The following is a 25,654-nucleotide window of genomic DNA, read 5'->3' as shown; positions in this document are numbered from 1 at the left end:
CACATGAATCCTGACATTCCTCTGCAACTCCTGGGCGGTATCACGGCACGGGAGTTCCTGCGTGACTACTGGCAGAAAAAGCCGCTGCTGATCCGCCAGGCGATTCCCGACTTCGAAAGCCCGATCGATGCCGACGAACTGGCCGGCCTGGCCCTGGAAGAAGAAGTCGAATCGCGCCTGGTGCTCGAGCACGGCGAGCGCCCGTGGGAACTGCGTCGCGGCCCGTTCGCCGAAGACGAATTCAGCAAACTGCCGGAGCGCGACTGGACCCTGCTGGTGCAGGCGGTCGACCAGTTCGTCCCGGAAGTCAGCGAACTGCTGGAGCACTTCCGCTTCCTGCCGAGCTGGCGCATCGATGACGTGATGATCAGCTTCGCCGCCCCGGGTGGCAGCGTGGGTCCGCACTTCGACAACTACGACGTGTTCCTGCTGCAAGGCCACGGCAAGCGCAACTGGAAAATCGGCCAGATGTGCGACTCCGACAGCCCGTTGCTGCCTCACGCCGACCTGCGCATCCTCGCCGACTTCGAGGCCACCGACGAGTGGGTCCTGGAACCGGGCGACATGCTCTACCTGCCGCCACGCCTGGCCCATTGCGGCGTGGCCGTGGATGACTGCATGACCTACTCCGTGGGTTTCCGCGCACCCAGTGCCGCCGAAGTGCTGACCCACTTCACCGACTTCCTCAGCCAGTTCCTGCCGGACGAGGAACGCTACACCGACGCCGACGCGCGCCCGGTGAGCGATCCGCACCAGATCCAGCACGACGCCCTCGACCGCCTCAAGGGTTTGCTGGCCGAGCACATGAGCGACGAACGCCTGCTACTGACCTGGTTCGGCCAGTTCATGACCGAGCCACGCTACCCGGAACTGGTAGTTGGCCCGGAACTGGAAGAGGACGACTTGCTGGCCGGCCTGGAACAAGGCGCCGTGATCATCCGCAACCCGAGCGCGCGCCTGGCCTGGTCGGAAGTCGATGACGACCTGCTGCTGTTCGCCAGCGGCCAGAGCCGCTACCTGCCGGGCAAGCTGCGCGAGCTGCTGAAAATGATCTGCGCGGCCGATGCCCTGCACATTGAAAACCTCGGCCCATGGTTGGCCGACGAAGACGGCCGCGGCCTGATCTGCGAGCTGGTCAAACAAGGCAGCCTGGGGTTCGCCGATGAATAAAATCCACGTTCGTGTCGCAGACTGGCAAAAGGATAACGCCGAGATCCGGCGCATTCGTGAGAGCGTGTTCATTGTCGAGCAGTCCGTCCCGCCCGAGCTGGAATGGGATGCCGACGATCAGGGCGCGGTGCACTTCCTCGCCTTCGAAGGCGACTTCCCCATCGGCACCGCACGCCTGCTGACCGACGGTCATATTGGCCGCGTCTCGGTGCTCAAGGACTGGCGCGGCCTGAAAGTGGGCGATGCCCTGATGCACGCACTGATCGCCGAAGCCGAGAAACGCGGGCTCAAGCAACAGAAGCTCAGCGCCCAAGTACATGCCACGCCGTTCTATGAGCGGCTGGGCTTTGCGGTGGTCAGCGAGGAGTTCCTGGAGGCCGGGATTCCTCATGTGGATATGGTGCGCGGTAGCGCCTGAGCGCTGCGCCCCACGATTGATCGAGCACCAGCAAGAAAGCCATGGGCTTGCATGCAGGTTACCCAAATAAATGGATCGGCAAAAAAGCGGCCATCGTGAGATGGCCGCTTTTTTTTGGTTCTTCATCGAATACCAAAAGCCTCCTTAAATCCCCTCCCGACAAATAGATAACCGTTGGTCAATACTGCCATTTCTGACAGTAGCCGCTTGAATCGGCAGCCCCTAGCATCGAACTGAAACTTGGAAAAGACGATGAAGTTAGGTCTGCTGCCTAGGCGTTGCACACATGGGCACCCAGAACAGTGTGTGAGTTCAGCTTTTCCAATCCTTCAGTTTATGTTTATGCCGAATGGAGAAGTGAAATGACAGCTATGATTCTAAATCCCCTTTATGATGAGATTGCAGTCGCCCGCAGACCCAAAGTGACAGGCACCAGCAGCCCAAACGCTGCCATCACGCTCTACGAGTCCAATGTCGGTAATAAGATATGGGGTAGCACTTATGCAGATGCCAGTGGCAACTGGACCCTTGTACCCAGCGAAGACCTGCCGCTGGGGAGGTTTGGGCTAGTAGTCTCGGAAAATGGTGAATGGTCGAATAATCGTTATGTCCAAGTACGGGATTGGGAGTTTCTCATTAACACCCCCGAAGAGGATGCCCGAGTAATACGACGCCCCACGATATCCGGAATCTCCGAACCCGATTCAAAAATAGATATTTATGAGTCTAATGTCGGAAACAAGATATGGGGTAGCGGCCATGCCGACAAATATGGATTCTGGACCATCACACTTTCCGAAAATCTGCCAGGGACCAGATTTGGGCTGGTTGCCAATGATGGTAAACAATGGTCAAACAATCGATATGTCACTGTAACAGAGGGCATTCTCTCTCCGACGCCGTCTTTTTCTCTGCTCATCTGGTACCCTTACGAGGATTATCAGGTACCACGACGCCCGACGGTAGCCGGATTCGCCGAACCCAATTCAAAGATAGATATATATGAGGCTAATGTCGGCAACAAGATATGGGGCAGTGGCTATACCGACCCATATGGGTATTGGAGCATCGATCTTCCCGAGGATCTGCCAGAGACCCGGTTTGGTTTGGTTGCCAGTGATGGCAAACAATGGTCGAACAATCGATATGTCAATGTATCGAACTCGAGCAATCCACCCCCAAGACAGAACACTGCCCTGAGCATCGACAGGCCCGGCGAGGACGCTCAGGTATCGCGGCGTCCAATGGTGTCCGGAACCGCCGCTCCCCATTCGAAAATTGACATCTACGAGGCTTATGTCGGAAACAAAATATGGGGCAGCGGTTATGCAGACCAGTTTGGAAGTTGGAATATTATCCTCTCCGAAGATCTGCCGGAGATTAGGTTTGGGCTAGTCGCCAACGATGGTAATGGTTGGTCAAATAATCGATATATTCAGGTTGCCCGCTCCGATTCAGCCGCCGACAAGGTCGTCCACGAAGTGACTGGTCGTTTAAACGAGATCGTCCCGTTTGTGGATAAAATACTTGGTCTTATACGAAGCGGCGCATACACCCCTCCAAGCGGGGGACGGAGTGGCATTCCTCTTACAGGGGACGTTGTAGGTGTCGCTTTGAACATATACAAGGACATAAAAGAATATGGCTTTATATGGAATAGAACGCCTGACACGACGCGCCACGACCGCACAGGGGTCATACTCACAGTCGATGCGAACACGCGGACTCCACAAAATGCCAGCGTAGCCGTCAGCAGAGACTGGCTGGTCTCCTTTGTATCTTCAAGCGTTACTTTTCCAGTGCCGATCCCCCTGCCTGCCGACACATGGGAGTACGCCCATCATGGTTACTGCAAAGCGGGCGGCGACACCAATTACCCTATAGCCAGCGGTGACAACAGATTCCCTTTCAATGGGCCGGGAGCCTATGTCGGACAGTTGGTTTATAAATTTGGGGAAGAAGACAAGGCCTTGCCGATTTATAACGAGCACTATGCAAGCACATTGAACGAGCAAGGTGAACTTTATCTGAGAATGAATATTCCTGACGAGCGGCTTACCCGGTGCTACGGAGCCCTGCAGGTTTACGTCGGCACATTTAGACCCAGTGGAGAACTCGTATTCGTTACGGTCATCCCGGACAGCGGTTGGGTCAGGTGCGGCATCACCAGACATCAGAATTGGGACAAGATCGTTCACTTGGGCAATTCCAGTGAGCCGATATTCATGTCGCTCGATGCACCGGCCGTCTCACGAAAAAACAACTGGGGGGCCCCGGCGCTCACCACTACGGTTGCCTCGATTTCAGGAGATTGCGGCCCGGCAGGCGTATCGGAAAAACTTATTTCCATCGTCGGCGACACGTCCTATCCCTACAGCGGGCCAGGCGCCAGATATGGCCAGCTCATCTATAAGTGGGGAGAAAACGGGACACCGCTGCCCGCCTGGCACTCGGAGGAACGAGGAGAACAGAAGACCGGAGACATATTCTTGAGGATGAACGACAGGGGCGACAGCATGTATGACAACCAATCAAGCCGAATACACGTCATCGTCAGTTGAAGCACGGCAAACTTCCCGAGACAAGCTCATAAGATAGACGGTTCGCCACCTACGACTCCACCAGACGCCTGTCCATGAATACGCCCCGCCATCTTCCGATGCCGGGGCGTTTTGCTGTCTATCATTCAACTTGCACCACGCTGGGCCGACAAACTGGCAATATCAAGCCTTTGTCCCGCGGAGAAATGGAATGTCCCTACGCACCCTCCTGACCACCCTGCTACTGGGGTGCAGCCTGTCTGTGATGGCCGACACGCAAATTGTCCCGTTGAATTACCGCACCAGCGCCGACTTGCTGCCGGTGGCGCAGAATTTCATGGGCAAGGACGGCCAGGTCAGCGCCTATGGCAATCAACTGATCGTCAATGGCGAGCCCGGCAAGATCGAAGAACTGCGCCAGTTCCTGGCACAACTGGACACCGCCCCCAAGCGCCTGCTGATCACGGTCGACACCAACGAGAACAACCTGCAGGGTGACCAGGGCTATTCCATCAACGGCGCCGCCCCCAGCCAGACCCGCATCATCAACCGCAGTACCGCCAGCCGCGACGGCGGCGTGCAGCAGGTGCAGGCCAGCGAAGGCCAGCCGGCCCTGATCCAGGTGGGTCAGAGCGTACCGTTCACCAGCAGCCAGAGCGACAACTACGGTCGCGTGCAAAGCCAGACCGAATACCGCAACGTCACCCAGGGTTTCTACGTCACCGCCAGCGTCACCGGCGAAACCGTTCACTTGAGCATCAGTACCAACCGTGACCGCATGAGCCAGGAACGTCCCGATGTAGTGAACGTGCAAAGTACCGACACAACCGTCAGCGGACGCCTGGGCGAATGGATCACCCTGGCCGGCGTGAATCGTCAGACCCAGGCCGATAAACAGGGCCTGACCCGCAGCTACTCGACCCAGGGCCGCGATGACATGATTTTACGGGTCAAGGTCGACACCCTGAACTGAAGCACCAAAAACTGACTGATGAGTCGTATTAGACCAAAGATGTAGTGCTTGAAAAAAAGCACTACAAAACGTTTGACGAGCCAAAAAACCGAAGGCATGATGGCCTCGCTCCCGCTAATCAGGGGCCCTGGCAAGGGCCTTCGGGTCGCCGCTTGCAACTACCCCGCAAGCCGATTCGTGTCTGTACCGCCCACAAGGTGTGTTTGACGAGGTTGCGACTGGAACGAAGTTGTCCCGAGGGACGGAAGCGTAACTAGGTAACCCGGCATCACTCTGAGTTCGTACAAGGGCCCACGACGCCCGAATGCGCCCGCAGTCCGCCTCTACCTGCTCACTTTCCCCTCGAGCCCATCGTTCATCCCGTCGCCTCCCCGCCTGAACCGACTTGTATGCCCGGCCCCCTGGCCAGCGAGCAGCCTTCTTCGCCAACGACTGGCGGATCGGCAGGAGCAGGAATCTTCCACACCCGACGATGCGACGAGGTTTATTTCCATGGCACTGACACGCGAACAGCAAATTGCAGCCCTTGAAAAAGACTGGGCTGAGAACCCACGCTGGAAAGGCGTGAAGCGCAATTATTCCGCTGCTGACGTCGTCCGCCTGCGTGGCTCGGTTCAACCTGAGCACACCTTTGCGAAAATGGGCGCCGAAAAGCTGTGGAACCTGGTGACCCAGGGCGCCAAGCCATCCTTCCGTCCCGAGAAAGATTTCGTCAACTGCATGGGCGCCCTGACCGGCGGCCAGGCCGTACAGCAAGTCAAGGCCGGCATCCAGGCGATCTACCTGTCGGGCTGGCAAGTGGCTGCGGACAACAACTCCGCCGAGTCGATGTACCCTGACCAGTCGCTGTACCCAGTAGATTCGGTTCCGACCGTGGTCAAGCGCATCAACAACTCGTTCCGTCGCGCCGACCAGATCCAGTGGAAAGCCGGCAAGAACCCGGGCGACGAAGGCTACATCGACTACTTCGCGCCGATCGTGGCTGACGCCGAAGCCGGTTTCGGCGGCGTCCTGAACGCCTACGAGCTGATGAAGAGCATGATCGAAGCAGGCGCCGCCGGCGTTCACTTCGAAGACCAGCTGGCGTCGGTGAAGAAATGCGGCCACATGGGCGGCAAGGTACTGGTACCGACCCAGGAAGCCGTGCAGAAGCTGACCGCTGCCCGCCTGGCCGCCGACGTTGCCGGTGTACCGACCATCATCCTGGCCCGTACCGACGCCAACGCCGCCGACCTGCTGACTTCCGACTGCGACCCGTACGACCAGCCGTTCGTGACCGGCACCCGCACCCAGGAAGGTTTCTACAAGGTTCGCGCCGGCCTTGACCAGGCCATCGCCCGCGGCCTGGCCTACGCCCCATACGCCGACCTGATCTGGTGCGAAACCGCCAAGCCAGACCTGGACGAGGCTCGTCGCTTCGCCGAAGCGATCAAGAAGGAATACCCGGACCAGATCCTGTCGTACAACTGCTCGCCTTCCTTCAACTGGAAGAAAAACCTGGACGACGCGACCATCGCCAAGTTCCAGCGCGAACTGTCCGCCATGGGCTACAAGCACCAGTTCATCACCCTGGCCGGCATTCACAACATGTGGCACAGCATGTTCAACCTGGCGCACGACTACGCCCGCAACGACATGACCGCCTACGTGAAGCTGCAGGAGCAGGAATTCGCCGACGCCGCGAAAGGCTACACCTTCGTGGCTCACCAACAGGAAGTGGGCACCGGCTACTTCGACGACATGACCACCGTGATCCAGGGCGGCACTTCGTCGGTGACCGCACTGACCGGCTCCACCGAAGAAGAGCAGTTCCACTGATCGATGGGTAACGGCCCTTGCGGACCGAATAAAAGCTAACCGCAAAGCCGACGATCTGAAGCCCCGACTGGTTCGGGGCTTTTTTTTCGCCGTTTTTACACCTTGAAGTGACTGACCAGTTGCTGCAACTGGTTACCCAGGCGCGCCAGCTCGATGCTGGAAGCGGCGGTTTCTTCGCTGGCCGAGGCGGTCTGTTCGGATACATCGCGCACGCTCAGGATACTGCGACTGATGTCCTCGGCCACCGAGCTTTGTTGCACCGCAGCAGCGGCAATCTGCTGGTTCATGGCCTGGATGCCAGAAACCGCCTGGGTGATGTTGCCCAGGGAGATGCCAGCCTTGCCGGCCAATTCCACACTACTGTCGGTCAGTTCGCGGCTATTTCGCATGATGCTCGACACCTGGCGCGTGCCGTTCTGCAAGCCCGCCACCAGGCTTTCAATCTCTTCGGTGGAATGCTGGGTACGCTGGGCCAGCCCACGTACTTCGTCGGCGACCACCGCAAAACCGCGCCCGGCGTCACCCGCGCGAGCAGCCTCAATGGCGGCGTTAAGGGCCAGTAAGTTGGTCTGCTCAGCCACCGCCTTGATCACGTCCATGATCTTGCCGATGCGCGCGCTTTCTTGCTCCAAGTCATCCATGGCATCGACGGAGCGCCCGACTTCGCTGGCCAAGCGCTCGATCTGAACGATGGCCTGCGCGACGACCTGGTCGCCAATACGGGCCTGTGCATCGGCCTCTGAGGCGACCGTACAAGCCTGCTCGGCATTACGCGCGACTTCATGCACGGTGGCGGACATTTCGTGCATGGCGGTAGCCACCTGGTCGGTCTCGGTCTTCTGACTATTGACCCCGGCACTGGTCTGCTCGGTGACGGCCGATAACTCTTCGGCGGCGCTGGCGATCTGAGTGACGCCATCGCGGATACCACCGATCAGGTCGCGCAACGTGGTGCCCATGCGCTGGATGCCTTGCTGCAAGACACCCAGTTCATCACTACGGGTCACGACCATGTCTTGCGTGAGATCACCTGCTGCAATGCGATCGACCACAGCCAAGGTGTCCTGCAACGGCCGCGTAATCTGGCGAGTGATGATCATGGCCGCAAGGATCCCCAACAGCATCGCCAAGGCCGTACAGCTCAGTTGCAGGATGCGGGCCTGGGCGCTGTCTTCGTCACGGGAGACCAGTTGGCTGGCATACATTTCTTCAGACAGACGGGTAATGGTCTCGCCCAAATCGATGGTGTCCTGCACAGCCTTCTCAATGGCCTGGTTGCTGGCGGTGAAATTCTGCACCGAACGGCGGTAGGCAATCAGTGCGGTTTCCAGCTGCCTGATGGTGTCGGCATAGGCCGGGCCGAAAGCGCCATTGAGGGTTTCAATGCCCTTGAGCGCATTTTCGATCTGGCGGTTGGCGGCTTGTTCGGTGGTGCTGTTGGGGTTGCCGGTGTAGCCACGCACCTCATAGCGCACCAAGGCCACGTCCTCCTTGGCCTTGAGGATGATCCTGTACAACTCGAACCGTCGCTCATCCGAAGCAGGCATTGCTTCTACATCATTGATGACCTTGGCAATCAGCGCGGCCCCCTTGACCGCATTGACACCCATCTCCTTGCGCATGGCTGCGTCATTGCGATAAGCCTCGCGCATCGCATTCAGTGCCACTTGATACTGCGTGCTGGCCTGCTCGATCAGCGCAAGTTTTTTCAGGTTTTCAGCTTTCTTCAACTCGCTTGCAAGGCTTTTCTGCTTGGCGACAAACTGCTCCAGCGCCGCCTGGATCAATGCCCCCTTTTGTTCATCGCCCTTGTCCAGTTGGTATTGCAAGCGAGCCCTGCGCAGGAGATCAAGACGGTTGCCGAGTTCGGTAATGCTGGTCATTCGATCAGTGCGCTCGATCATTTTTCCCAGGCTGAACCAGCCGGTCGCGGCAAGGACAGCGGTCAGAAGCAGCACAACGGCAAAGCCCAAAGCCAACTTGAGCATGACGCTAATATTCGCGAGCCAAGAATTCATGACATTCCTTTGGTAATCAGCCGCGAACGATGAAGCTGACGCAGCTATGAAGGGAGCGATTGTCTAACCAGCATTGATATAGATGATTAGATGAGTGAATCGCAAAGATAGCTATTTGCCATCAATCCTTCAAGGCTCTAGACCAGGCCTCGTGCCGATTTTTGCTGGCAAAGAGCTTTTGCTTGATGCCCCAATGCCCCGAGACCGCGTTGCTGACAGCGCGAACAAGCCTGGCTTCCACGGGAGCGGCCATCATGCAGATCCAACCCTTACCGAGCCCTTCCCTTCGACGCGCCCATAGAAAAATTGATCGAACGCAGTAACAGGCAGTCTGAAAAAGAGTAAAACGGCCGGCGCTGACAATTGCAGTAGCCACCCTGTAAGAAAAGTTCTCAGCTACTGCACCGGGTTATTGATGAAAAGCCCGGACAAACAATAATAATTATCATTTGAAAGGCATTATCATTGTTACAGCGCACACGAAATAAAGTCGATGATTTATCGGCCAATGCCCGCTGGGCCTGGGCTGCGCAGCCTTGGAGGTGCGCTATGTCCTTATTCCATTAAATAATTTCGCTATAGGAATTTTACTTGCCCGGTGTTTAGCCATAAAATCACCGCGATTGATTGCTGCGACATATCGTCACTGCGTTATTTCTTTCAAGCTCAGAGGCCTTTGCCCTCTGTTAAGGATTTCCAGCATGCCCGAAGCGACAGGACTCATGGCCCACAACTGGGGCTTTGCCATTTTCCTTCTGGGTGTCGTCGGCCTGTGTGCCTTCATGCTCGGGCTGTCGAGTCTGCTCGGGTCAAAAGCCTGGGGCCGCAGCAAAAACGAACCGTTCGAGTCCGGCATGCTGCCTACCGGTGGCGCCCGCTTGCGGCTCTCAGCCAAATTCTATCTGGTCGCGATGCTCTTCGTGATCTTCGATATCGAAGCCCTCTTTCTCTTTGCCTGGTCTGTGTCCGTCCGCGAAAGCGGCTGGACCGGATTTGTCGAAGCTCTCGTTTTCATAGCAATTCTGTTGGCAGGTCTTGTCTACCTATTCCGGGTGGGGGCACTTGATTGGGCTCCGGAAGCTCGGCGCAAGCGGCAAGCGAAGCTGAAACAATGAGGCTTTGGCAATGCAATACAATCTCACCAGGATCGACCCCGATGCTCCTAACGAGCAGTATCCGATTGGCGAGCGGGAAACCGTTTCCGATCCGTTAGAAGATCAAGTCCACAAAAACATCTTCATGGGCAAGCTCGAAGACGTGCTGAACAGCACGGTCAACTGGGGTCGCAAGAACTCCCTGTGGCCGTACAACTTCGGCCTTTCGTGCTGCTACGTGGAAATGACCACCGCCTTCACGGCGCCCCACGACATCGCGCGCTTTGGCGCCGAGGTGATCCGGGCATCGCCGCGTCAGGCGGATTTCATGGTTATCGCCGGTACCTGCTTCATCAAGATGGCGCCGATCATCCAGCGTCTCTATGAGCAAATGCTCGAACCGAAGTGGGTCATCTCCATGGGTTCGTGCGCCAACTCCGGTGGCATGTACGACATCTATTCCGTCGTTCAAGGGGTGGACAAGTTCCTGCCCGTGGACGTCTACGTGCCTGGCTGCCCGCCCCGCCCCGAAGCTTTCCTGCAAGGCCTGATGCTGTTGCAGGAATCGATTGGCCAGGAGCGTCGCCCACTGTCCTGGGTCGTTGGCGATCAAGGCGTCTATCGCGCCGAGATGCCGTCGCAAAAGGAACAGCGCCGCGAACAGCGTATCGCAGTCACCAACCTGCGCAGCCCCGACGAAGTCTGATCCAGCTCTGTTCCTGAACAAGAAACACGAACCTGGCTTCATTCTTTACGTTGACCGAAAGCGATAAATAACCATGACTACAGGCAGTGCTCTGTACATCCCGCCCTACAAGGCAGACGACCAGGATGTGGTCGTCGAACTGAACAACCGTTTTGGCCCCGAGGCGTTCACCGCCCAGCCGACCCGCACCGGCATGCCGGTGCTTTGGGTTGCCCGCGCCAAACTCGTCGAAGTCCTGACCTTCCTGCGCAACCTGCCCAAGCCGTACGTCATGCTCTATGACCTGCACGGCGTGGACGAGCGCCTGCGCACCAAGCGCCAGGGCCTGCCCGACGGCGTCGACTTCACCGTGTTCTATCACCTGATGTCGATCGAGCGTAATAGTGACGTAATGATCAAGGTCGCCTTGTCCGAGAGCGACCTCAGCGTACCGACCGTGACCGGCATCTGGCCGAACGCCAACTGGTACGAACGTGAAGTGTGGGACATGTACGGGATCGATTTCCCCGGCCACCCGCACTTGTCGCGCATCATGATGCCGCCGACCTGGGAAGGTCACCCGCTGCGCAAGGACTTCCCGGCCCGTGCCACCGAGTTCGACCCGTTCAGCCTGTCCCTGGCCAAGCAGCAGCTCGAGGAAGAAGCCGCGCGCTTCAAGCCTGAAGACTGGGGCATGAAGCGTTCGGGCGCCAACGAGGACTACATGTTCCTCAACCTGGGCCCGAACCACCCTTCGGCCCACGGTGCGTTCCGCATCATCCTGCAACTGGACGGCGAAGAGATCGTCGACTGCGTCCCGGACATCGGCTATCACCACCGTGGCGCCGAGAAAATGGCCGAGCGCCAATCCTGGCACAGCTACATTCCGTACACCGACCGCATCGACTACCTCGGCGGCGTGATGAACAACCTGCCGTACGTGCTTTCGGTCGAAAAACTGGCCGGGATCAAAGTGCCGGACCGGGTCGACGTCATCCGCATCATGATGGCCGAGTTCTTCCGTATCACCAGCCACCTGCTGTTCCTGGGCACCTACATCCAGGACGTGGGCGCCATGACGCCGGTGTTCTTCACCTTCACCGACCGCCAGAAGGCGTACACGGTGATCGAAGCCATTACCGGTTTCCGCCTGCACCCGGCCTGGTACCGCATCGGTGGCGTTGCCCACGATCTGCCACGTGGCTGGGAAAAGCTGGTCAAGGACTTCGTCGAGTGGATGCCCAAGCGCCTGGACGAATACACCAAGGCCGCCTTGCAGAACAGCATCCTCAAGGGCCGTACCATCGGTGTCGCCGCCTACAACACCAAGGAAGCCCTGGAATGGGGCGTCACCGGTGCAGGCCTGCGTTCCACCGGTTGCGACTTCGACCTGCGCAAGGCACGCCCCTACTCCGGCTACGAGAACTTCGAATTCGAAGTACCGCTGGCGGCCAACGGCGATGCCTATGACCGCTGCATGGTTCGCGTCGAGGAAATGCGCCAGAGCGTCAAGATCATCGAGCAATGCATGCGCAACATGCCGGAAGGCCCGTACAAGGCGGATCACCCGCTGACCACGCCGCCGCCCAAGGAGCGCACGCTGCAGCACATCGAGACCCTGATCACGCACTTCCTGCAGGTTTCGTGGGGCCCGGTCATGCCGGCCAACGAGTCCTTCCAGATGATCGAAGCGACCAAGGGCATCAACAGTTATTACCTGACGAGCGACGGCGGCACCATGAGCTACCGTACCCGGATCCGCACCCCAAGCTACCCGCACCTGCAGCAGATCCCTTCGGTGATCAAAGGCAGCATGGTCGCGGACTTGATCGCGTACCTGGGTAGTATCGATTTCGTTATGGCCGACGTGGACCGCTAAGCATGAACAGCACGCTTATCCAGACAGACCGTTTCGCCCTGAGCGAAACCGAGCGCTCGGCCATCGAGCACGAGCTGCATCACTACGAAGACCCGCGCGCGGCGTCGATCGAAGCCCTGAAGATCGTCCAGAAGGAACGTGGCTGGGTGCCTGACGGCGCGCTCTACGCCATCGGCGAGATCCTCGGCATCCCGGCGAGCGACGTCGAAGGCGTCGCCACCTTCTACAGCCAGATCTTCCGCCAGCCTGTAGGCCGCCACATCATTCGCGTCTGCGACAGCATGGTCTGCTACATCGGTGGCCACGAATCCGTGGTCAGCGAAATCCAGAGCAAGCTGGGCATCGGCCTCGGCCAGACCACCGCCGACGGCCGCTTCACGCTGCTGCCGGTGTGCTGCCTGGGCAATTGCGACAAGGCCCCGGCGCTGATGATCGACGACGACACCTTCGGTGACGTTGCACCCGCTGGCGTCGCCAAATTGCTGGAGGGCTACGTATGACCCTGACTTCCTTCGGGCCCGCCAACCGCATCAAGCGCTCGGCCGAAACCCATCCCCTGACCTGGCGCCTGCGTGACGACGGCGAAGCCGTGTGGCTGGACGAGTACCAGGCCAAGAACGGCTACGCCGCCGCGCGCAAGGCGTTCGCCGACATGGCCCAGGACGACATCGTCCAGACCGTGAAGGACTCCGGCCTCAAGGGTCGCGGCGGTGCGGGCTTCCCCACCGGCGTGAAGTGGGGCCTGATGCCCAAGGACGAATCCATCGACATCCGCTACCTGCTCTGCAACGCGGATGAAATGGAACCCAATACCTGGAAGGACCGCATGCTGATGGAGCAACTGCCCCATCTGCTGATCGAAGGCATGCTGATCAGCGCCCGTGCGCTGAAAACCTACCGTGGCTACATCTTCCTGCGCGGCGAATACACCACCGCCGCCAAGCACCTGAACCGTGCCGTGGAAGAAGCCAAGGCTGCGGGCCTCCTGGGCAAGAACATCCTGGGCAGCGGCTTCGATTTCGAGCTGTTCGTCCACACCGGTGCCGGGCGTTACATCTGCGGTGAAGAAACCGCACTGATCAACTCCCTGGAAGGCCGCCGCGCCAACCCGCGTTCCAAACCGCCCTTCCCTGCCGCCGTGGGCGTGTGGGGCAAGCCGACCTGCGTGAACAACGTCGAGACCCTGTGCAACGTGCCGGCGATCATCGCCGACGGCGTGGACTGGTACAAATCCCTGGCCCGCGACGGCAGCGAAGACATGGGCACCAAGCTCATGGGCTTCTCCGGCAAGGTCAAGAACCCCGGCCTGTGGGAACTGCCTTTCGGTGTCACCGGCCGCGAGCTGTTCGAGGACTACGCCGGCGGCATGCGCGACGGCTACAAGCTCAAGTGCTGGCAGCCCGGCGGTGCCGGTACCGGTTTCCTGTTGCCGGAACACCTGGACGCACAAATGTATGCCGGCGGCATCGCCAAGGTGGGCACCCGGATGGGTACCGGCCTGGCCATGGCGGTGGACGACAGCGTCAACATGGTTTCACTGCTGCGCAACATGGAGCAGTTTTTCTCCCGTGAGTCCTGCGGCTTCTGCACCCCTTGCCGCGATGGCCTGCCCTGGAGCGTCAAGCTGCTGATGGCCATCGAGAACGGCGAAGGCCAGCCCGGCGACATCGAGACCCTGCTGGGTCTGGTGGGTTTCCTCGGCCCAGGCAAGACCTTCTGTGCTCACGCACCGGGTGCCGTGGAGCCGTTGGGCAGCGCGATCAAATACTTCCGCTCTGAATTCGAGGCCGGCATCGCGCCTACCCGCGCAGGTGATCTCAATCAGGTGGTCACGCCGACCATGGTCGGCGCGTAACACGCTTAAGAAGGCGAAGGGTCCGTGCCCTTCGCCTTTCGTCCGATGACGCCTTTGCAGGCTGTTTGGATTCGGACGAACGACAAGATTCCATTAGCCACGCCCGCTGACACCGGGCCAACGAAGAACTTTGAACCATGGCCACTATCCACGTAGACGGCAAAGCGCTCGAAGTCGACGGGGCAGACAACCTGTTACAGGCATGTCTGTCGCTAGGCCTCGACATCCCATATTTCTGCTGGCATCCCGCGCTTGGTAGCGTCGGGGCCTGCCGCCAGTGCGCGGTCAAGCAGTACACCGACGAGAACGACACCCGTGGTCGGATCGTCATGTCCTGCATGACCCCCGCCACCGACAACACCTGGATCTCCATCGACGATGAAGAATCCAAGGCGTTCCGCGCCAGTGTCGTCGAATGGCTGATGACCAATCACCCGCACGACTGCCCGGTCTGCGAGGAAGGCGGTCACTGCCACCTGCAAGACATGACCGTGATGACCGGCCACAACGAGCGCCGTTATCGCTTCAAGAAACGCACCCACCAGAACCAGCAACTGGGCCCGTTCATCTCCCACGAGATGAACCGCTGCATCGCCTGCTACCGCTGCGTGCGCTATTACAAGGACTACGCCGGCGGCACCGACCTGGGCGTGTTCGGCGCCCACGACAACGTGTACTTCGGTCGCGTTGAAGACGGCACCCTGGAAAGCGAATTCTCCGGCAACCTCACCGAGGTCTGCCCGACCGGTGTGTTCACCGACAAGACCCACTCCGAGCGCTACAACCGCAAGTGGGACATGCAGTTCTCGCCAAGCATCTGCCACGGCTGCTCCAGCGGTTGCAACATCAGCCCGGGCGAACGCTACGGCGAACTGCGTCGCATCGAGAACCGCTACAACGGTTCGGTGAACCAGTATTTCCTGTGCGACCGCGGCCGCTTCGGCTACGGCTACGTCAACCGCACGGACCGTCCACGCCAGCCGCTGCTGGCCGACGGTACCAAGCTGAGCCTGGACGCCGCCCTGGACAAGGCCGCCGAACTGCTGCGCGGCCGCAACATTGTCGGTATCGGTTCGCCACGGGCCAGCCTGGAAAGCAACTACGCACTGCGTGAACTGGTCGGCGCCGAGCACTTCTACAGCGGTATCGAAGCCGCTGAGCTGGAGCGCATCCGCCTGGTGCTGCAAGTGCTCAAGGACAGCCCGCTGCCCGTGCCGACGATGCGTGACATCGAAGACCACGACGCCGTGTTCGTCCTCGGCGAAGACCTCACCCAGACCGCCGCACGCATGGCCCTGGCCCTGCGCCAGTCGGTCAAGGGCAAGGCCGAAGACATGGCCGACGCCATGCGCGTCCAGCCGTGGCTCGACGCTGCCGTGAAGAACATCGGCCAGCATGAGCTGAACCCGCTGTTCATCGCCAGCCTGGCTGAAACCAAGCTCGACGACGTCGCCGAGGAATGCGTTCACGCCGCCCCTGACGACCTGGCGCGCATCGGCTTTGCCGTGGCCCACGCCCTGGACGCCAGCGCCCCGGCCGTCGAAGGCCTGGACAGCGAAGCGACCGCCCTGGTCCAGCGCATCGCCGACGCCCTGCTGGCGGCCAAGCGTCCGCTGGTGATCGCCGGTACCTCCCTGGGCTCCAAGGCCCTGATCGAGGCCGCCGCCAACATCGCCAAGGCCCTGAAACTGCGCGAGAAGAACGGTTCCATCAGCCTGGTCGTGCCGGAAGCCAACAGCCTCGGCCTGGCCATGCTTGGTGGCGAATCGGTGGATGCAGCCCTGCAAGCCGTGATCGACGGCAGCGCCGACGCCATCGTGGTGCTGGAGAACGACCTGTACACCCGCACCGACAAAGCCCGTGTGGACGCCGCGCTGAACGCCGCGAAAGTGGTGATCGTCGCCGACCATCAGAAGACCGCCACCACCGACCGCGCCCACCTGGTGCTGCCGGCGGCGAGCTTCGCCGAAGGCGACGGTACGCTGGTCAGCCAGGAAGGCCGCGCCCAGCGCTTCTTCCAGGTCTTCGATCCGCAATACCTGGACGCCAGCATCCTGGTCCACGAAGGCTGGCGCTGGCTGCACGCCCTGCGCGCCACCCTGCTGAACCAGCCGATCGACTGGACGCAACTCGACCACGTCACCGCTGCCTGTGCCTCGAGCACCGCGCAACTGGCCGGCATCGTCGACGCCGCGCCGTCCGCCTCGTTCCGCATCAAGGGCCTGAAACTGGCCCGTGAACCGCTGCGTTACTCCGGCCGTACCGCCATGCGCGCGAACATCAACGTTCACGAACCACGCACCCCGCAGGACCAGGACACCGCGTTCGCCTTCTCCATGGAAGGTTACTCGGGCTCTGCCGAACCGCGCTCGCAAGTGCCGTTCGCCTGGTCGCCGGGCTGGAACTCGCCGCAGGCCTGGAACAAGTTCCAGGACGAAGTCGGTGGTCACCTGCGTGCCGGTGACCCGGGCACCCGCCTGATCGAAAGCCAGGGCGATGGCCTGAGCTGGTTCGCCAGCGTACCGCGCGCCTTCAACCCGGCACCGGGCACCTGGCAGGTCGTGCCGTTCCATCACCTGTTCGGCAGCGAAGAGAACTCTTCCAAGGCCGCGCCGGTTCAGGAACGCATCCCGGCCGCCTACGTGGCGCTGGCCAAGTCCGAAGCCGACCGCCTGGGTGTCAACGATGGCGCCCTGCTGAGCCTGAACGTGGCCGGCCAGACCCTGCGTCTGCCGCTGCGCATCAATGAAGAACTGGGCGCCGGCCTGGTGGCCCTGCCGGCTGGCCTGGCGGGAATCCCGCCGGCGGTGTTCGGTAAAACCGTCGACGGTCTGCAGGAGGCAGCGCAATGAGCTGGTTCACCCCTGAAGTGATCGCTGTGATCCTGACGGTCCTCAAGGCCATCGTGATCCTGCTGGCCGTGGTGGTCACAGGCGCGCTGCTGAGCTTTGTCGAACGTCGCCTGCTGGGCTGGTGGCAGGACCGCTACGGTCCGAACCGCGTCGGCCCGTACGGCATGTTCCAGATCGCCGCCGACATGATCAAGATGTTCTTCAAGGAAGACTGGACACCACCGTTTGCCGACAAGGTGATCTTCACCCTGGCACCGGTGGTGGCCATGAGCGCCTTGCTGATCGCCTTCGCGATCATCCCGATCACCCCGACCTGGGGCGTGGCGGACCTGAACATCGGCCTGCTGTTCTTCTTCGCCATGGCCGGCCTGTCGGTGTACGCGGTGCTGTTCGCCGGCTGGTCGAGCAACAACAAGTTCGCCCTGCTGGGCAGCCTGCGGGCTTCGGCCCAGACCGTGTCCTATGAAGTGTTCATGGGTCTGGCGCTGATGGGCGTGGTGGTCCAGGCCGGTTCGTTCAACATGCGCGACATCGTCGAGTACCAGGCCCAGCACCTGTGGTTCATCATTCCGCAGTTCTTCGGCTTCTGTACGTTCTTCGTCGCTGGCGTGGCGGTGACTCACCGTCACCCGTTCGACCAGCCGGAAGCGGAACAGGAACTGGCCGACGGTTACCACATTGAATATGCCGGCATGAAATGGGGCATGTTCTTCGTGGGCGAGTACATCGGTATCGTCCTGATCTCGGCACTGCTGGTGACGTTGTTCTTCGGCGGCTGGCACGGTCCGTTCGACATCCTGCCGCAACTGTCCTTCGTGTGGTTCGCCCTGAAGACCGCGTTCTTCATCATGCTGTTCGTTTTGCTGCGCGCCTCGATCCCGCGCCCACGCTACGACCAGGTGATGGACTTCAGCTGGAAATTCTGCCTGCCGCTGACCCTGATCAATTTGCTGGTGACCGCTGCGATCGTGTTGATGAACACGCCTGCGGCCGCGGTTCAGTGAGGATTTGACCCATGTTCAAATATATTGGCGACATCGTTAAGGGTACCGGTACCCAACTGCGAAGCCTGGTCATGATCTTCGGCCATGGCTTTCGCAAACGCGACACCCTGCAATACCCGGAAGAGCCGGTCTACCTGGCACCGCGTTACCGCGGCCGCATCGTCCTGACCCGCGACCCCGACGGCGAAGAGCGCTGCGTAGCGTGCAACCTGTGCGCCGTGGCCTGCCCGGTAGGCTGCATCTCGTTGCAGAAAGCTGAAACCGAAGACGGTCGCTGGTACCCGGACTTCTTCCGCATCAACTTCTCGCGCTGCATTTTCTGCGGCCTCTGCGAGGAAGCATGCCCGACCACCGCGATCCAGCTCACGCCGGATTTCGAAATGGCGGATTTCAAACGTCAGGACCTGGTGTACGAGAAAGAAGATCTGCTGATTTCCGGTCCCGGTAAAAACCCTGATTACAACTTCTATCGTGTTGCAGGTATGGCCATTGCCGGTAAGCCGAAAGGCGCCGCGCAGAACGAAGCCGAACCGATCAACGTGAAGAGCTTGCTGCCTTAAGGAAGAAAGATGGAATTCGCTTTCTATTTCGCATCGGGTATCGCGGTGGTGTCCACGCTTCGTGTGGTCACCAACACCAACCCCATACATGCCCTGCTCTACCTGATCATTTCGCTCATCGCCGTGGCCATGACCTTCTTCGCTCTCGGCGCGCCGTTCGCCGGGGCCCTGGAAGTGATCGCCTACGCCGGCGCCATCATGGTGCTGTTCGTGTTCGTGGTGATGATGCTGAACCTCGGCCCGGCCTCGGTCCAGCAGGAGCGTAACTGGCTCAAGCCCGGTATCTGGGCGGGGCCGGTGATTCTCGCCGCCCTGCTGCTGGGTGAACTGCTGTATGTGCTGTTCGCTCACCAGAGCGGCCAGGCCATCGGCCACACCACCGTAGGCGCCAAGACCGTGGGCATCAGCCTGTTCGGTCCGTACCTGCTGGTGGTCGAACTCGCCTCGATGCTGCTGCTTGCCGCAGCCGTCACGGCGTTCCATTTGGGCCGTAACGAGGCGAAGGAGTAATCACATGCCTGCTATCCCTCTCGAACACGGTCTGGCGGTTGCCGGCATCCTGTTCTGTCTCGGTCTGGTCGGCCTGATGGTCCGCCGCAACATTCTGTTCGTGCTGATGAGTCTGGAGGTCATGATGAATGCCGCCGCCCTGGCCTTCATCGTCGCGGGCGCTCGCTGGGCGCAGCCCGATGGACAGATCATGTTCATCCTGGTGATCAGCCTGGCAGCCGCCGAGGCCAGTATCGGCCTGGCGATCCTGTTGCAGCTGTATCGCCGCTTCCACACGCTCGATATCGACGCTGCCAGTGAGATGCGCGGATGAACATGATCTTTCTGACTTTCGTATTTCCCCTGATTGGTTTCCTGCTGCTGGCGTTCTCCCGTGGACGTCTCTCGGAAAATCTTTCGGCCCTGATCGGCGTCGGCTCCATCGGCCTGTCGGCGATTGTCGCCGCCTACGTGATCTGGCAATTCAACGTCGCACCGCCCGAAGGTGGTCACTACACCCTGGTGCTGTGGCAATGGATGGCGGTGGAAGGCTTCACGCCGAACTTCGCCCTGTACATCGACGGCCTGTCGATCACCATGCTGGGCGTCGTGGTCGGCGTGGGTTTCCTGATCCACCTGTTCGCGTCCTGGTACATGCGCGGTGAAGCCGGTTACTCGCGCTTCTTCGCCTACACCAACCTGTTCATCGCCAGCATGCTGTTCCTGGTGCTTGGCGATAACCTGTTGTTCCTGTACTTCGGCTGGGAAGGCGTGGGCCTGTGCTCGTACCTGTTGATCGGTTTCTACTACAGCAACCGCAACAACGGCAACGCGGCACTCAAGGCGTTCATCGTCACCCGCATCGGCGACGTGTTCATGGCCATCGGCCTGTTCATCCTGTTCCAGCAACTGGGCACGCTGAACATCCAGGAACTGCTGGTCAAGGCGCCCGAGCACTTCAAGGTCGGCGACTTCTGGATCGTCCTGGCGACCCTGATGCTGCTGGGCGGCGCCGTCGGTAAATCCGCACAACTGCCGCTGCAGACCTGGTTGGCGGACGCGATGGCCGGCCCTACGCCGGTATCGGCCCTGATCCACGCTGCCACCATGGTGACCGCGGGCGTCTACCTGATCGCCCGTACCCATGGCCTGTTCGCCCTGGCGCCGGACATCCTCCACCTGGTGGGCATCGTCGGTGGAGTGACCCTCGTACTGGCCGGCTTTGCCGCCCTGGTACAGACCGACATCAAGCGGATCCTCGCCTACTCCACCATGAGCCAGATCGGCTACATGTTCCTGGCCCTGGGCGTCGGTGCCTGGGAAGGCGCGATCTTCCACCTGATGACCCACGCCTTCTTCAAGGCCCTGCTGTTCCTTGCTTCCGGTGCGGTGATCGTTGCCTGCCACCACGAGCAGAACATCTTCAAGATGGGCGGCCTGTGGAAGAAACTGCCGTTGGCCTACGCCAGCTTCATCGTCGGCGGCGCGGCCCTGGCGGCCCTGCCACTGGTGACCGCCGGCTTCTACTCCAAGGACGAGATCCTCTGGGAAGCGTTCGCCAGCGGTAACCAGGGCTTGCTCTATGCCGGCCTGGTGGGTGCGTTCATGACCTCGCTGTACACCTTCCGCCTGATCTTCATCGCGTTCCATGGTGAAGCCAAGACCGAAGCCCACGCCGGCCACGGGATTGCCCATTGGCTGCCGCTGTCGGTGCTGATCGTGCTGTCGACCTTCGTCGGCGCCATGATCACCCCGCCGCTGCACGGTGTGCTGCCAGAAAGCGTCGGCCATGCCGGCGGCGAAGCCAAGCACAGCCTGGAAATCGCCTCCGGCGCCATCGCCCTGGCGGGTATCCTGCTGTCCGCCCTGCTGTTCCTGGGCAAGCGTCGCTTCGTCACGGCCATCGCCAACAGCGGCCTCGGCCGTGTCCTTTCGGCCTGGTGGTTCGCTGCCTGGGGCTTCGACTGGATCTACGACAAACTGTTCGTCAAGCCATACCTTGCGATCAGCCACATTCTGCGCAAAGACCCGCTCGACCAGACCATTGGCCTGATCCCGCGCATGGCCAAGGGCGGCCACACTGCCCTGAGCCGTACCGAGACCGGTCAACTGCGTTGGTATGCGGCTTCCATGGCGGCTGGCGCCGTGCTGGTTATCGGCGCCATCGTGCTGGTAGCGGTCTGATATGAACCTTGCGAACTTGCGAAAGGAAACGAGCCCGTCATGATTCTGCCCTGGCTAATCCTGATCCCCTTCATCGGCGGCCTGCTGTGCTGGATCGCGGAGCGCTCCAGCTCCACGCTCCCGCGCTGGATTGCGCTGCTGACCATGTCCCTGGAACTCGCGCTCGGCCTCTGGCTGTGGGCGACCGGTGACTATTCATTCGCCCCGGCCCCTGGTGCCAACCCGACCTGGGCGCTTGAATTCAAGCACCTCTGGATCGAACGCTTCGGCATCAGCGTGCACCTGGCCCTTGATGGCCTGTCGCTGCTGATGATCCTGCTGACCGGCCTGCTGGGTATCCTCTCGGTACTCTGCTCCTGGAAAGAGATCCAGCGTCACGTCGGCTTCTTCCACTTGAACCTGATGTGGATCCTGGGCGGTGTCGTCGGCGTGTTCCTGGCGCTGGACCTGTTCATGTTCTTCTTCTTCTGGGAAATGATGCTGGTGCCGATGTACTTCCTCATCGCGCTCTGGGGTCACAGTTCTTCGGACGGCAAGAAGACCCGGATCTACGCGGCGACCAAGTTCTTCATCTTCACCCAGGCGTCCGGCCTGATCATGTTGGTGGCGATCCTTGGCCTGGTGCTGGTCAACTTCAATAACACCGGCGTGATTACCTTCAACTACGCCGACCTGTTGAAAGTGCAGATGTCGCGCAGCACCGAGTACGTGCTGATGCTGGGCTTCTTCATCGCTTTCGCGGTGAAGCTGCCGGTGGTGCCGTTCCACTCCTGGCTGCCGGATGCCCACGCCCAGGCGCCGACCGCAGGTTCCGTGGACCTGGCCGGTATCTTGCTGAAGACAGCGGCCTACGGCCTGCTGCGTTTCGCCCTGCCGCTGTTCCCCAACGCCTCGGCCGAGTTCGCGCCGATTGCGATGACCCTGGGCCTGATCGGGATCTTCTACGGTGCGTTCCTGGCGTTCGCCCAGACCGACATCAAGCGCCTGATCGCCTTCTCCAGTGTCTCGCACATGGGCTTCGTGCTGATCGGGATCTACTCCGGCAGCCAGCTCGCCCTGCAAGGCGCGGTGATCCAGATGCTCGCCCACGGTCTGTCGGCGGCGGCGCTGTTTATCCTCAGCGGCCAGTTGTACGAGCGCCTGCACACCCGGGACATGCGTGAGATGGGTGGCCTGTGGTCGCGCATCGCCTACCTGCCGGCCATCAGCCTGTTCTTCGCGGCCGCCTCCCTGGGCCTGCCGGGAACCGGCAACTTCGTCGGCGAGTTCCTGATCCTGATCGGTACCTTCGTCAGCGCGCCGTGGATCATCGCCATCGCCACCTCCGGCCTGGTGTTCGGTTCGGTCTATTCGCTGATCATGATCCACCGCGCCTACTTCGGCCCGTCGAAGTCGGACGAAGTGCTGCGCGGCATGGACGGTCGCGAACTGATCATGGTGCTGGGCCTGGCGATGCTGCTGGTCTACCTCGGCGTCTACCCGCAGCCGTTCCTCGACACGTCTGCCGCCACCATGCATGGCGTGCAGCAGTGGCTCGGCACCGCCTTCTCTCAACTCGCTTCGGCCCGGTAAGAGCGCTATGGAATTCACGATTCAACACTTTATCGCGCTTGCACCGCTGCTGATCACCAGCGCCACGATCATCGTGGTGATGCTGGCGATCGCCTGGCGGCGCAATCACTCACAGACCTTCCTGCTGTCGGTGGCGGGGCTGAACCTGGCCTTGCTGTCGATCCTGCCGGCCCTGAAAGTCGCGCCACTGGCGGTCACGCCGTTGCTGCAGATCGACAGCTTCGCCTGCCTGTACATGGCGTTGATCCTGGTCGCCACCCTGGCCTGCGTCACCCTCGCCCACGCCTACCTGGGCGACGGCGGTTCGGGTTACCCGGGCAACCGTGAAGAACTGTACCTGCTGATCCTGATGGCCGCCGCCGGTGGCCTGGTCCTGGTCAGCGCGCAGCACCTGGCCAGCCTGTTCATCGGCCTGGAACTGCTGTCGGTGCCGGTCTACGGCCTGGTGGCCTACGCCTTCTTCAACAAGCGCTCCCTGGAAGCCGGCATCAAGTACATGGTGCTGTCGGCGGCCGGTTCGGCGTTCCTGTTGTTCGGCATGGCGCTGCTCTACGCGGAAGCCGGTACCCTGAGCTTCGTCGGTATCGGCCAGGCCCTGGCGGCCACCGGCCTGCCTAGCCCGATCGCACAACTGGGCCTGGGCATGATGCTGATCGGCCTGGCGTTCAAGCTGTCGCTGGTACCGTTCCACCTCTGGACCCCGGACGTCTACGAAGGCGCCCCGGCGCCGGTGGCGGCGTTCCTGGCCACGGCCTCGAAAGTGGCGGTGTTCGCGGTGATGGTGCGTCTGTTCCAGATCTCGCCAGTGGCCAGCAGTGGCGTACTGAGCAACGTGCTGACCATCATCGCCATCGTGTCGATCCTGTTCGGTAACCTGCTGGCACTGACCCAGAGCAACCTCAAGCGTCTGCTGGGTTACTCGTCCATCGCCCACTTCGGTTACCTGCTGATCGCCCTGATCGCCAGCAAAGGCCTGGCGGTGGAAGCCATCGGCGTGTACCTGGTCACCTACGTGATCACCAGCCTCGGCGCCTTCGGTGTGATCACCCTGATGTCCTCGCCTTACAACGGCCGTGACGCCGACGCCCTGTACGAATACCGCGGCCTGTTCTGGCGTCGTCCGTACCTGACCGCCGTGCTGACCGTGATGATGCTGTCCCTGGCCGGCATCCCACTGACCGCCGGCTTCATCGGCAAGTTCTACATCGTCGCCACCGGCGTCGAGGCTCACCAATGGTGGCTGGTCGGCTCCCTGGTGCTGGGCAGTGCCATCGGCGTGTTCTACTACCTGCGTGTCATGGTCACCCTGTACCTGATGGAACCCAACCTGCGTCGCCACGACGCCGAGTTGCACTGGGAACAGAAAGCGGGCGGCGTGATGCTGCTGGCCATCGCCATCCTGGCGTTCTTCCTCGGTGTGTACCCACAGCCGTTGCTGACCCTGGTCCAGCAGGCGGGCCTGACAGGCTGATTGCCTGAACCCCGTCGCAGTGAAAAAACCCGTATCGCGAGATGCGGGTTTTTTTATGGCTGTGGAAAGACAATCGTGGCGAGGTAGCTTGCTCGGCTTTGTTCCTCGTCCGCCTCCCGCAGATTCGTTACTATGTCCGCTCCCCTGCCCTATCAGTCACCGAGTCCACACCGATGCCCACCCCCAAGGACATGGCCAACGACAGCCCCGCACCGATGATTCCCGAGCAGCGCCGGGAACAGATCCTGCGTCAGTTGCGCAAGCATCAGGTGCTGAGCGTCCATCAGTTGATGGAGATGTTCGATTGCTCGCACATGACCGTGCGTCGCGACATTGCCCTGCTGGAACAGGAAGGCCGGGCTTATTCGGTGACGGGTGGGGTGCGTATCGCCAGCCAGCTGCACAGCGAGCCGAGCCACCAGTCCAAGGCCGTGGTGGAGCTGCCGCAGAAGCAGGCCATGGCCAAACTGGCAGCCAGGCTGTTGAAGGATGACATGACGGTGTACCTGGATGCCGGCACCAGCACGCTGGAGATCGTGCCCTACATCAAGGCGTTGTCGGGAATGACGGTGGTGACCAACGATTTCGGCGTGGTCCAGGCGCTGATGGAAGCGCCGCAGGTGACGGTGATTCATACCGGCGGGCAGTTGGATCATTCCAACCACTCTTGCGTCGGCGGGCTGGCGGTGGCGACCTTGCGTCAGGTGGTGACGGACATTGCCTTCATGTCCACCAGTTCGTGGGACCTGCAACGGGGCATCACCACGCCGTCGGCCTTGAAAGTGGAGGTCAAGCAGGTAGCGATGCAGTCGGCCTCGCAAGTGGTACTGGTGGCCAGCAGTTCCAAGTACGGCACCTTCAGCATGTACCGCATCGCCGGGCTGGAGCAGTTCGACTTCATCATCAGCGACAACGCCCTGGCACCGGCAGCGGCAGATGGCATCCGCAAGCAAGGCGTCGAGTTGCTGCTGCCGGATGGGCAGCCTGCCTGACATCGTCGCAAGCCGGTCCATCGCTATCGCGAGCAGGCTCGCTCCCACAGGGGATTGATGGCGAACGGGAATCTGGCGAA

General features: G+C 60.8%; 20 protein-coding genes and 1 pseudogene. 19 read left to right on the top strand and 2 right to left on the bottom strand.

Annotation, left to right across the window (positions count from 1 at the left end):
* The first annotated feature begins 3 nt into the window (after positions 1 to 3).
* The 5 genes from ACODTO_RS20540 (at position 4) to aceA (ending at position 6,919) form a co-directional block, all read left to right on the top strand.
* On the top strand, positions 4 to 1,170 hold the full coding sequence (locus tag ACODTO_RS20540; protein WP_139643807.1) for a ribosomal protein uL16 3-hydroxylase: 1,167 nt from the start codon (positions 4 to 6) through the stop codon (positions 1,168 to 1,170).
* The gene (locus ACODTO_RS20535; RefSeq protein ID WP_489106976.1) at positions 1,163 to 1,588 is read left to right on the top strand and encodes a GNAT family N-acetyltransferase; all 426 of its coding nucleotides are present in this window, start codon (positions 1,163 to 1,165) and stop codon (positions 1,586 to 1,588) included. Before ACODTO_RS20540 ends, ACODTO_RS20535 begins: the two co-directional genes overlap by 8 nt.
* Before the next feature lie 362 nt (positions 1,589 to 1,950).
* Positions 1,951 to 4,149, top strand: coding sequence for a hypothetical protein (locus tag ACODTO_RS20530; protein ID WP_489106975.1), 2,199 nt, complete (start codon positions 1,951 to 1,953; stop codon positions 4,147 to 4,149).
* Between the two features lie 190 nt (positions 4,150 to 4,339).
* Positions 4,340 to 5,101 (top strand): secretin N-terminal domain-containing protein, encoded by a 762-nt coding sequence (locus tag ACODTO_RS20525; protein ID WP_042729783.1) that lies wholly within the window; start codon positions 4,340 to 4,342, stop codon positions 5,099 to 5,101.
* Positions 5,102 to 5,593: 492 nt separating this feature from the next.
* On the top strand, positions 5,594 to 6,919 hold the full coding sequence (aceA, locus tag ACODTO_RS20520; RefSeq protein ID WP_041021072.1) for an isocitrate lyase: 1,326 nt from the start codon (positions 5,594 to 5,596) through the stop codon (positions 6,917 to 6,919).
* Between the two features lie 95 nt (positions 6,920 to 7,014).
* Here aceA and ACODTO_RS20515 read toward each other — a convergent pair whose 3' ends face one another.
* On the bottom strand, positions 7,015 to 7,719 hold the full coding sequence (locus tag ACODTO_RS20515; protein WP_438943839.1) for a methyl-accepting chemotaxis protein: 705 nt from the start codon (positions 7,717 to 7,719) through the stop codon (positions 7,015 to 7,017).
* A 198-nt stretch (positions 7,720 to 7,917) separates the two neighbouring features.
* Positions 7,918 to 8,802, bottom strand: a pseudogene (locus tag ACODTO_RS20510) (methyl-accepting chemotaxis protein); the annotation flags it as partial.
* A gap of 836 nt (positions 8,803 to 9,638) precedes the next feature.
* Between ACODTO_RS20510 and ACODTO_RS20505 the strand changes: the two are divergent.
* From ACODTO_RS20505 to ACODTO_RS20440, 14 genes are all read left to right on the top strand, one after another.
* Complete coding sequence (locus ACODTO_RS20505; RefSeq protein ID WP_024779313.1) at positions 9,639 to 10,052, top strand: NADH-quinone oxidoreductase subunit A; 414 nt, start codon at positions 9,639 to 9,641, stop codon at positions 10,050 to 10,052.
* Positions 10,053 to 10,062: 10 nt separating this feature from the next.
* A complete protein-coding gene (locus tag ACODTO_RS20500) occupies positions 10,063 to 10,737 on the top strand; it encodes a NuoB/complex I 20 kDa subunit family protein (RefSeq protein WP_024779314.1) in 675 nt (224 codons plus the stop codon).
* Between the two features lie 73 nt (positions 10,738 to 10,810).
* Entirely contained in the window at positions 10,811 to 12,595 is a 1,785-nt protein-coding gene (gene nuoC / locus ACODTO_RS20495) for an NADH-quinone oxidoreductase subunit C/D (protein ID WP_030141321.1), read from the top strand.
* 2 nt (positions 12,596 to 12,597) lie between these two features.
* On the top strand, positions 12,598 to 13,095 hold the full coding sequence (nuoE, locus tag ACODTO_RS20490; RefSeq protein WP_024779316.1) for an NADH-quinone oxidoreductase subunit NuoE: 498 nt from the start codon (positions 12,598 to 12,600) through the stop codon (positions 13,093 to 13,095).
* Positions 13,092 to 14,450 (top strand): NADH-quinone oxidoreductase subunit NuoF, encoded by a 1,359-nt coding sequence (gene nuoF, locus ACODTO_RS20485; RefSeq protein ID WP_024779317.1) that lies wholly within the window; start codon positions 13,092 to 13,094, stop codon positions 14,448 to 14,450. Before nuoE ends, nuoF begins: the two co-directional genes overlap by 4 nt.
* Positions 14,451 to 14,587: 137 nt before the next feature.
* The gene (gene nuoG, locus ACODTO_RS20480) at positions 14,588 to 17,302 is read left to right on the top strand and encodes an NADH-quinone oxidoreductase subunit NuoG (RefSeq protein WP_139643821.1); all 2,715 of its coding nucleotides are present in this window, start codon (positions 14,588 to 14,590) and stop codon (positions 17,300 to 17,302) included.
* Complete coding sequence (nuoH, locus tag ACODTO_RS20475; protein WP_139643823.1) at positions 17,299 to 18,306, top strand: NADH-quinone oxidoreductase subunit NuoH; 1,008 nt, start codon at positions 17,299 to 17,301, stop codon at positions 18,304 to 18,306. Before nuoG ends, nuoH begins: the two co-directional genes overlap by 4 nt.
* Positions 18,307 to 18,317: 11 nt before the next feature.
* Complete coding sequence (nuoI, locus tag ACODTO_RS20470; RefSeq protein ID WP_024779320.1) at positions 18,318 to 18,866, top strand: NADH-quinone oxidoreductase subunit NuoI; 549 nt, start codon at positions 18,318 to 18,320, stop codon at positions 18,864 to 18,866.
* Positions 18,867 to 18,875: 9 nt separating this feature from the next.
* Positions 18,876 to 19,376, top strand: a complete 501-nt coding sequence (gene nuoJ, locus ACODTO_RS20465) for an NADH-quinone oxidoreductase subunit J (protein WP_024779321.1) — start codon at positions 18,876 to 18,878, stop codon at positions 19,374 to 19,376.
* A 4-nt stretch (positions 19,377 to 19,380) separates the two neighbouring features.
* Positions 19,381 to 19,689: an NADH-quinone oxidoreductase subunit NuoK gene (gene nuoK / locus ACODTO_RS20460; protein WP_017131317.1), complete on the top strand. Its 309-nt coding sequence runs from the start codon at positions 19,381 to 19,383 to the stop codon at positions 19,687 to 19,689.
* Entirely contained in the window at positions 19,686 to 21,539 is a 1,854-nt protein-coding gene (gene nuoL, locus ACODTO_RS20455; RefSeq protein WP_489106974.1) for an NADH-quinone oxidoreductase subunit L, read from the top strand. The genes nuoK and nuoL overlap by 4 nt, the downstream gene beginning before the upstream one ends.
* A 39-nt stretch (positions 21,540 to 21,578) precedes the next feature.
* Positions 21,579 to 23,111, top strand: a complete 1,533-nt coding sequence (gene nuoM / locus ACODTO_RS20450) for an NADH-quinone oxidoreductase subunit M (RefSeq protein ID WP_024779324.1) — start codon at positions 21,579 to 21,581, stop codon at positions 23,109 to 23,111.
* A 7-nt stretch (positions 23,112 to 23,118) separates the two neighbouring features.
* On the top strand, positions 23,119 to 24,582 hold the full coding sequence (gene nuoN, locus ACODTO_RS20445; RefSeq protein ID WP_024779325.1) for an NADH-quinone oxidoreductase subunit NuoN: 1,464 nt from the start codon (positions 23,119 to 23,121) through the stop codon (positions 24,580 to 24,582).
* A 173-nt stretch (positions 24,583 to 24,755) separates the two neighbouring features.
* Positions 24,756 to 25,574: a DeoR/GlpR family DNA-binding transcription regulator gene (locus ACODTO_RS20440; protein WP_041024330.1), complete on the top strand. Its 819-nt coding sequence runs from the start codon at positions 24,756 to 24,758 to the stop codon at positions 25,572 to 25,574.
* Positions 25,575 to 25,654 lie beyond the last annotated feature (80 nt).

This window comes from Pseudomonas sp. FG13 (genome assembly GCF_057809755.1).
This window is presented reverse-complemented; position numbering and strand designations above follow the sequence as displayed.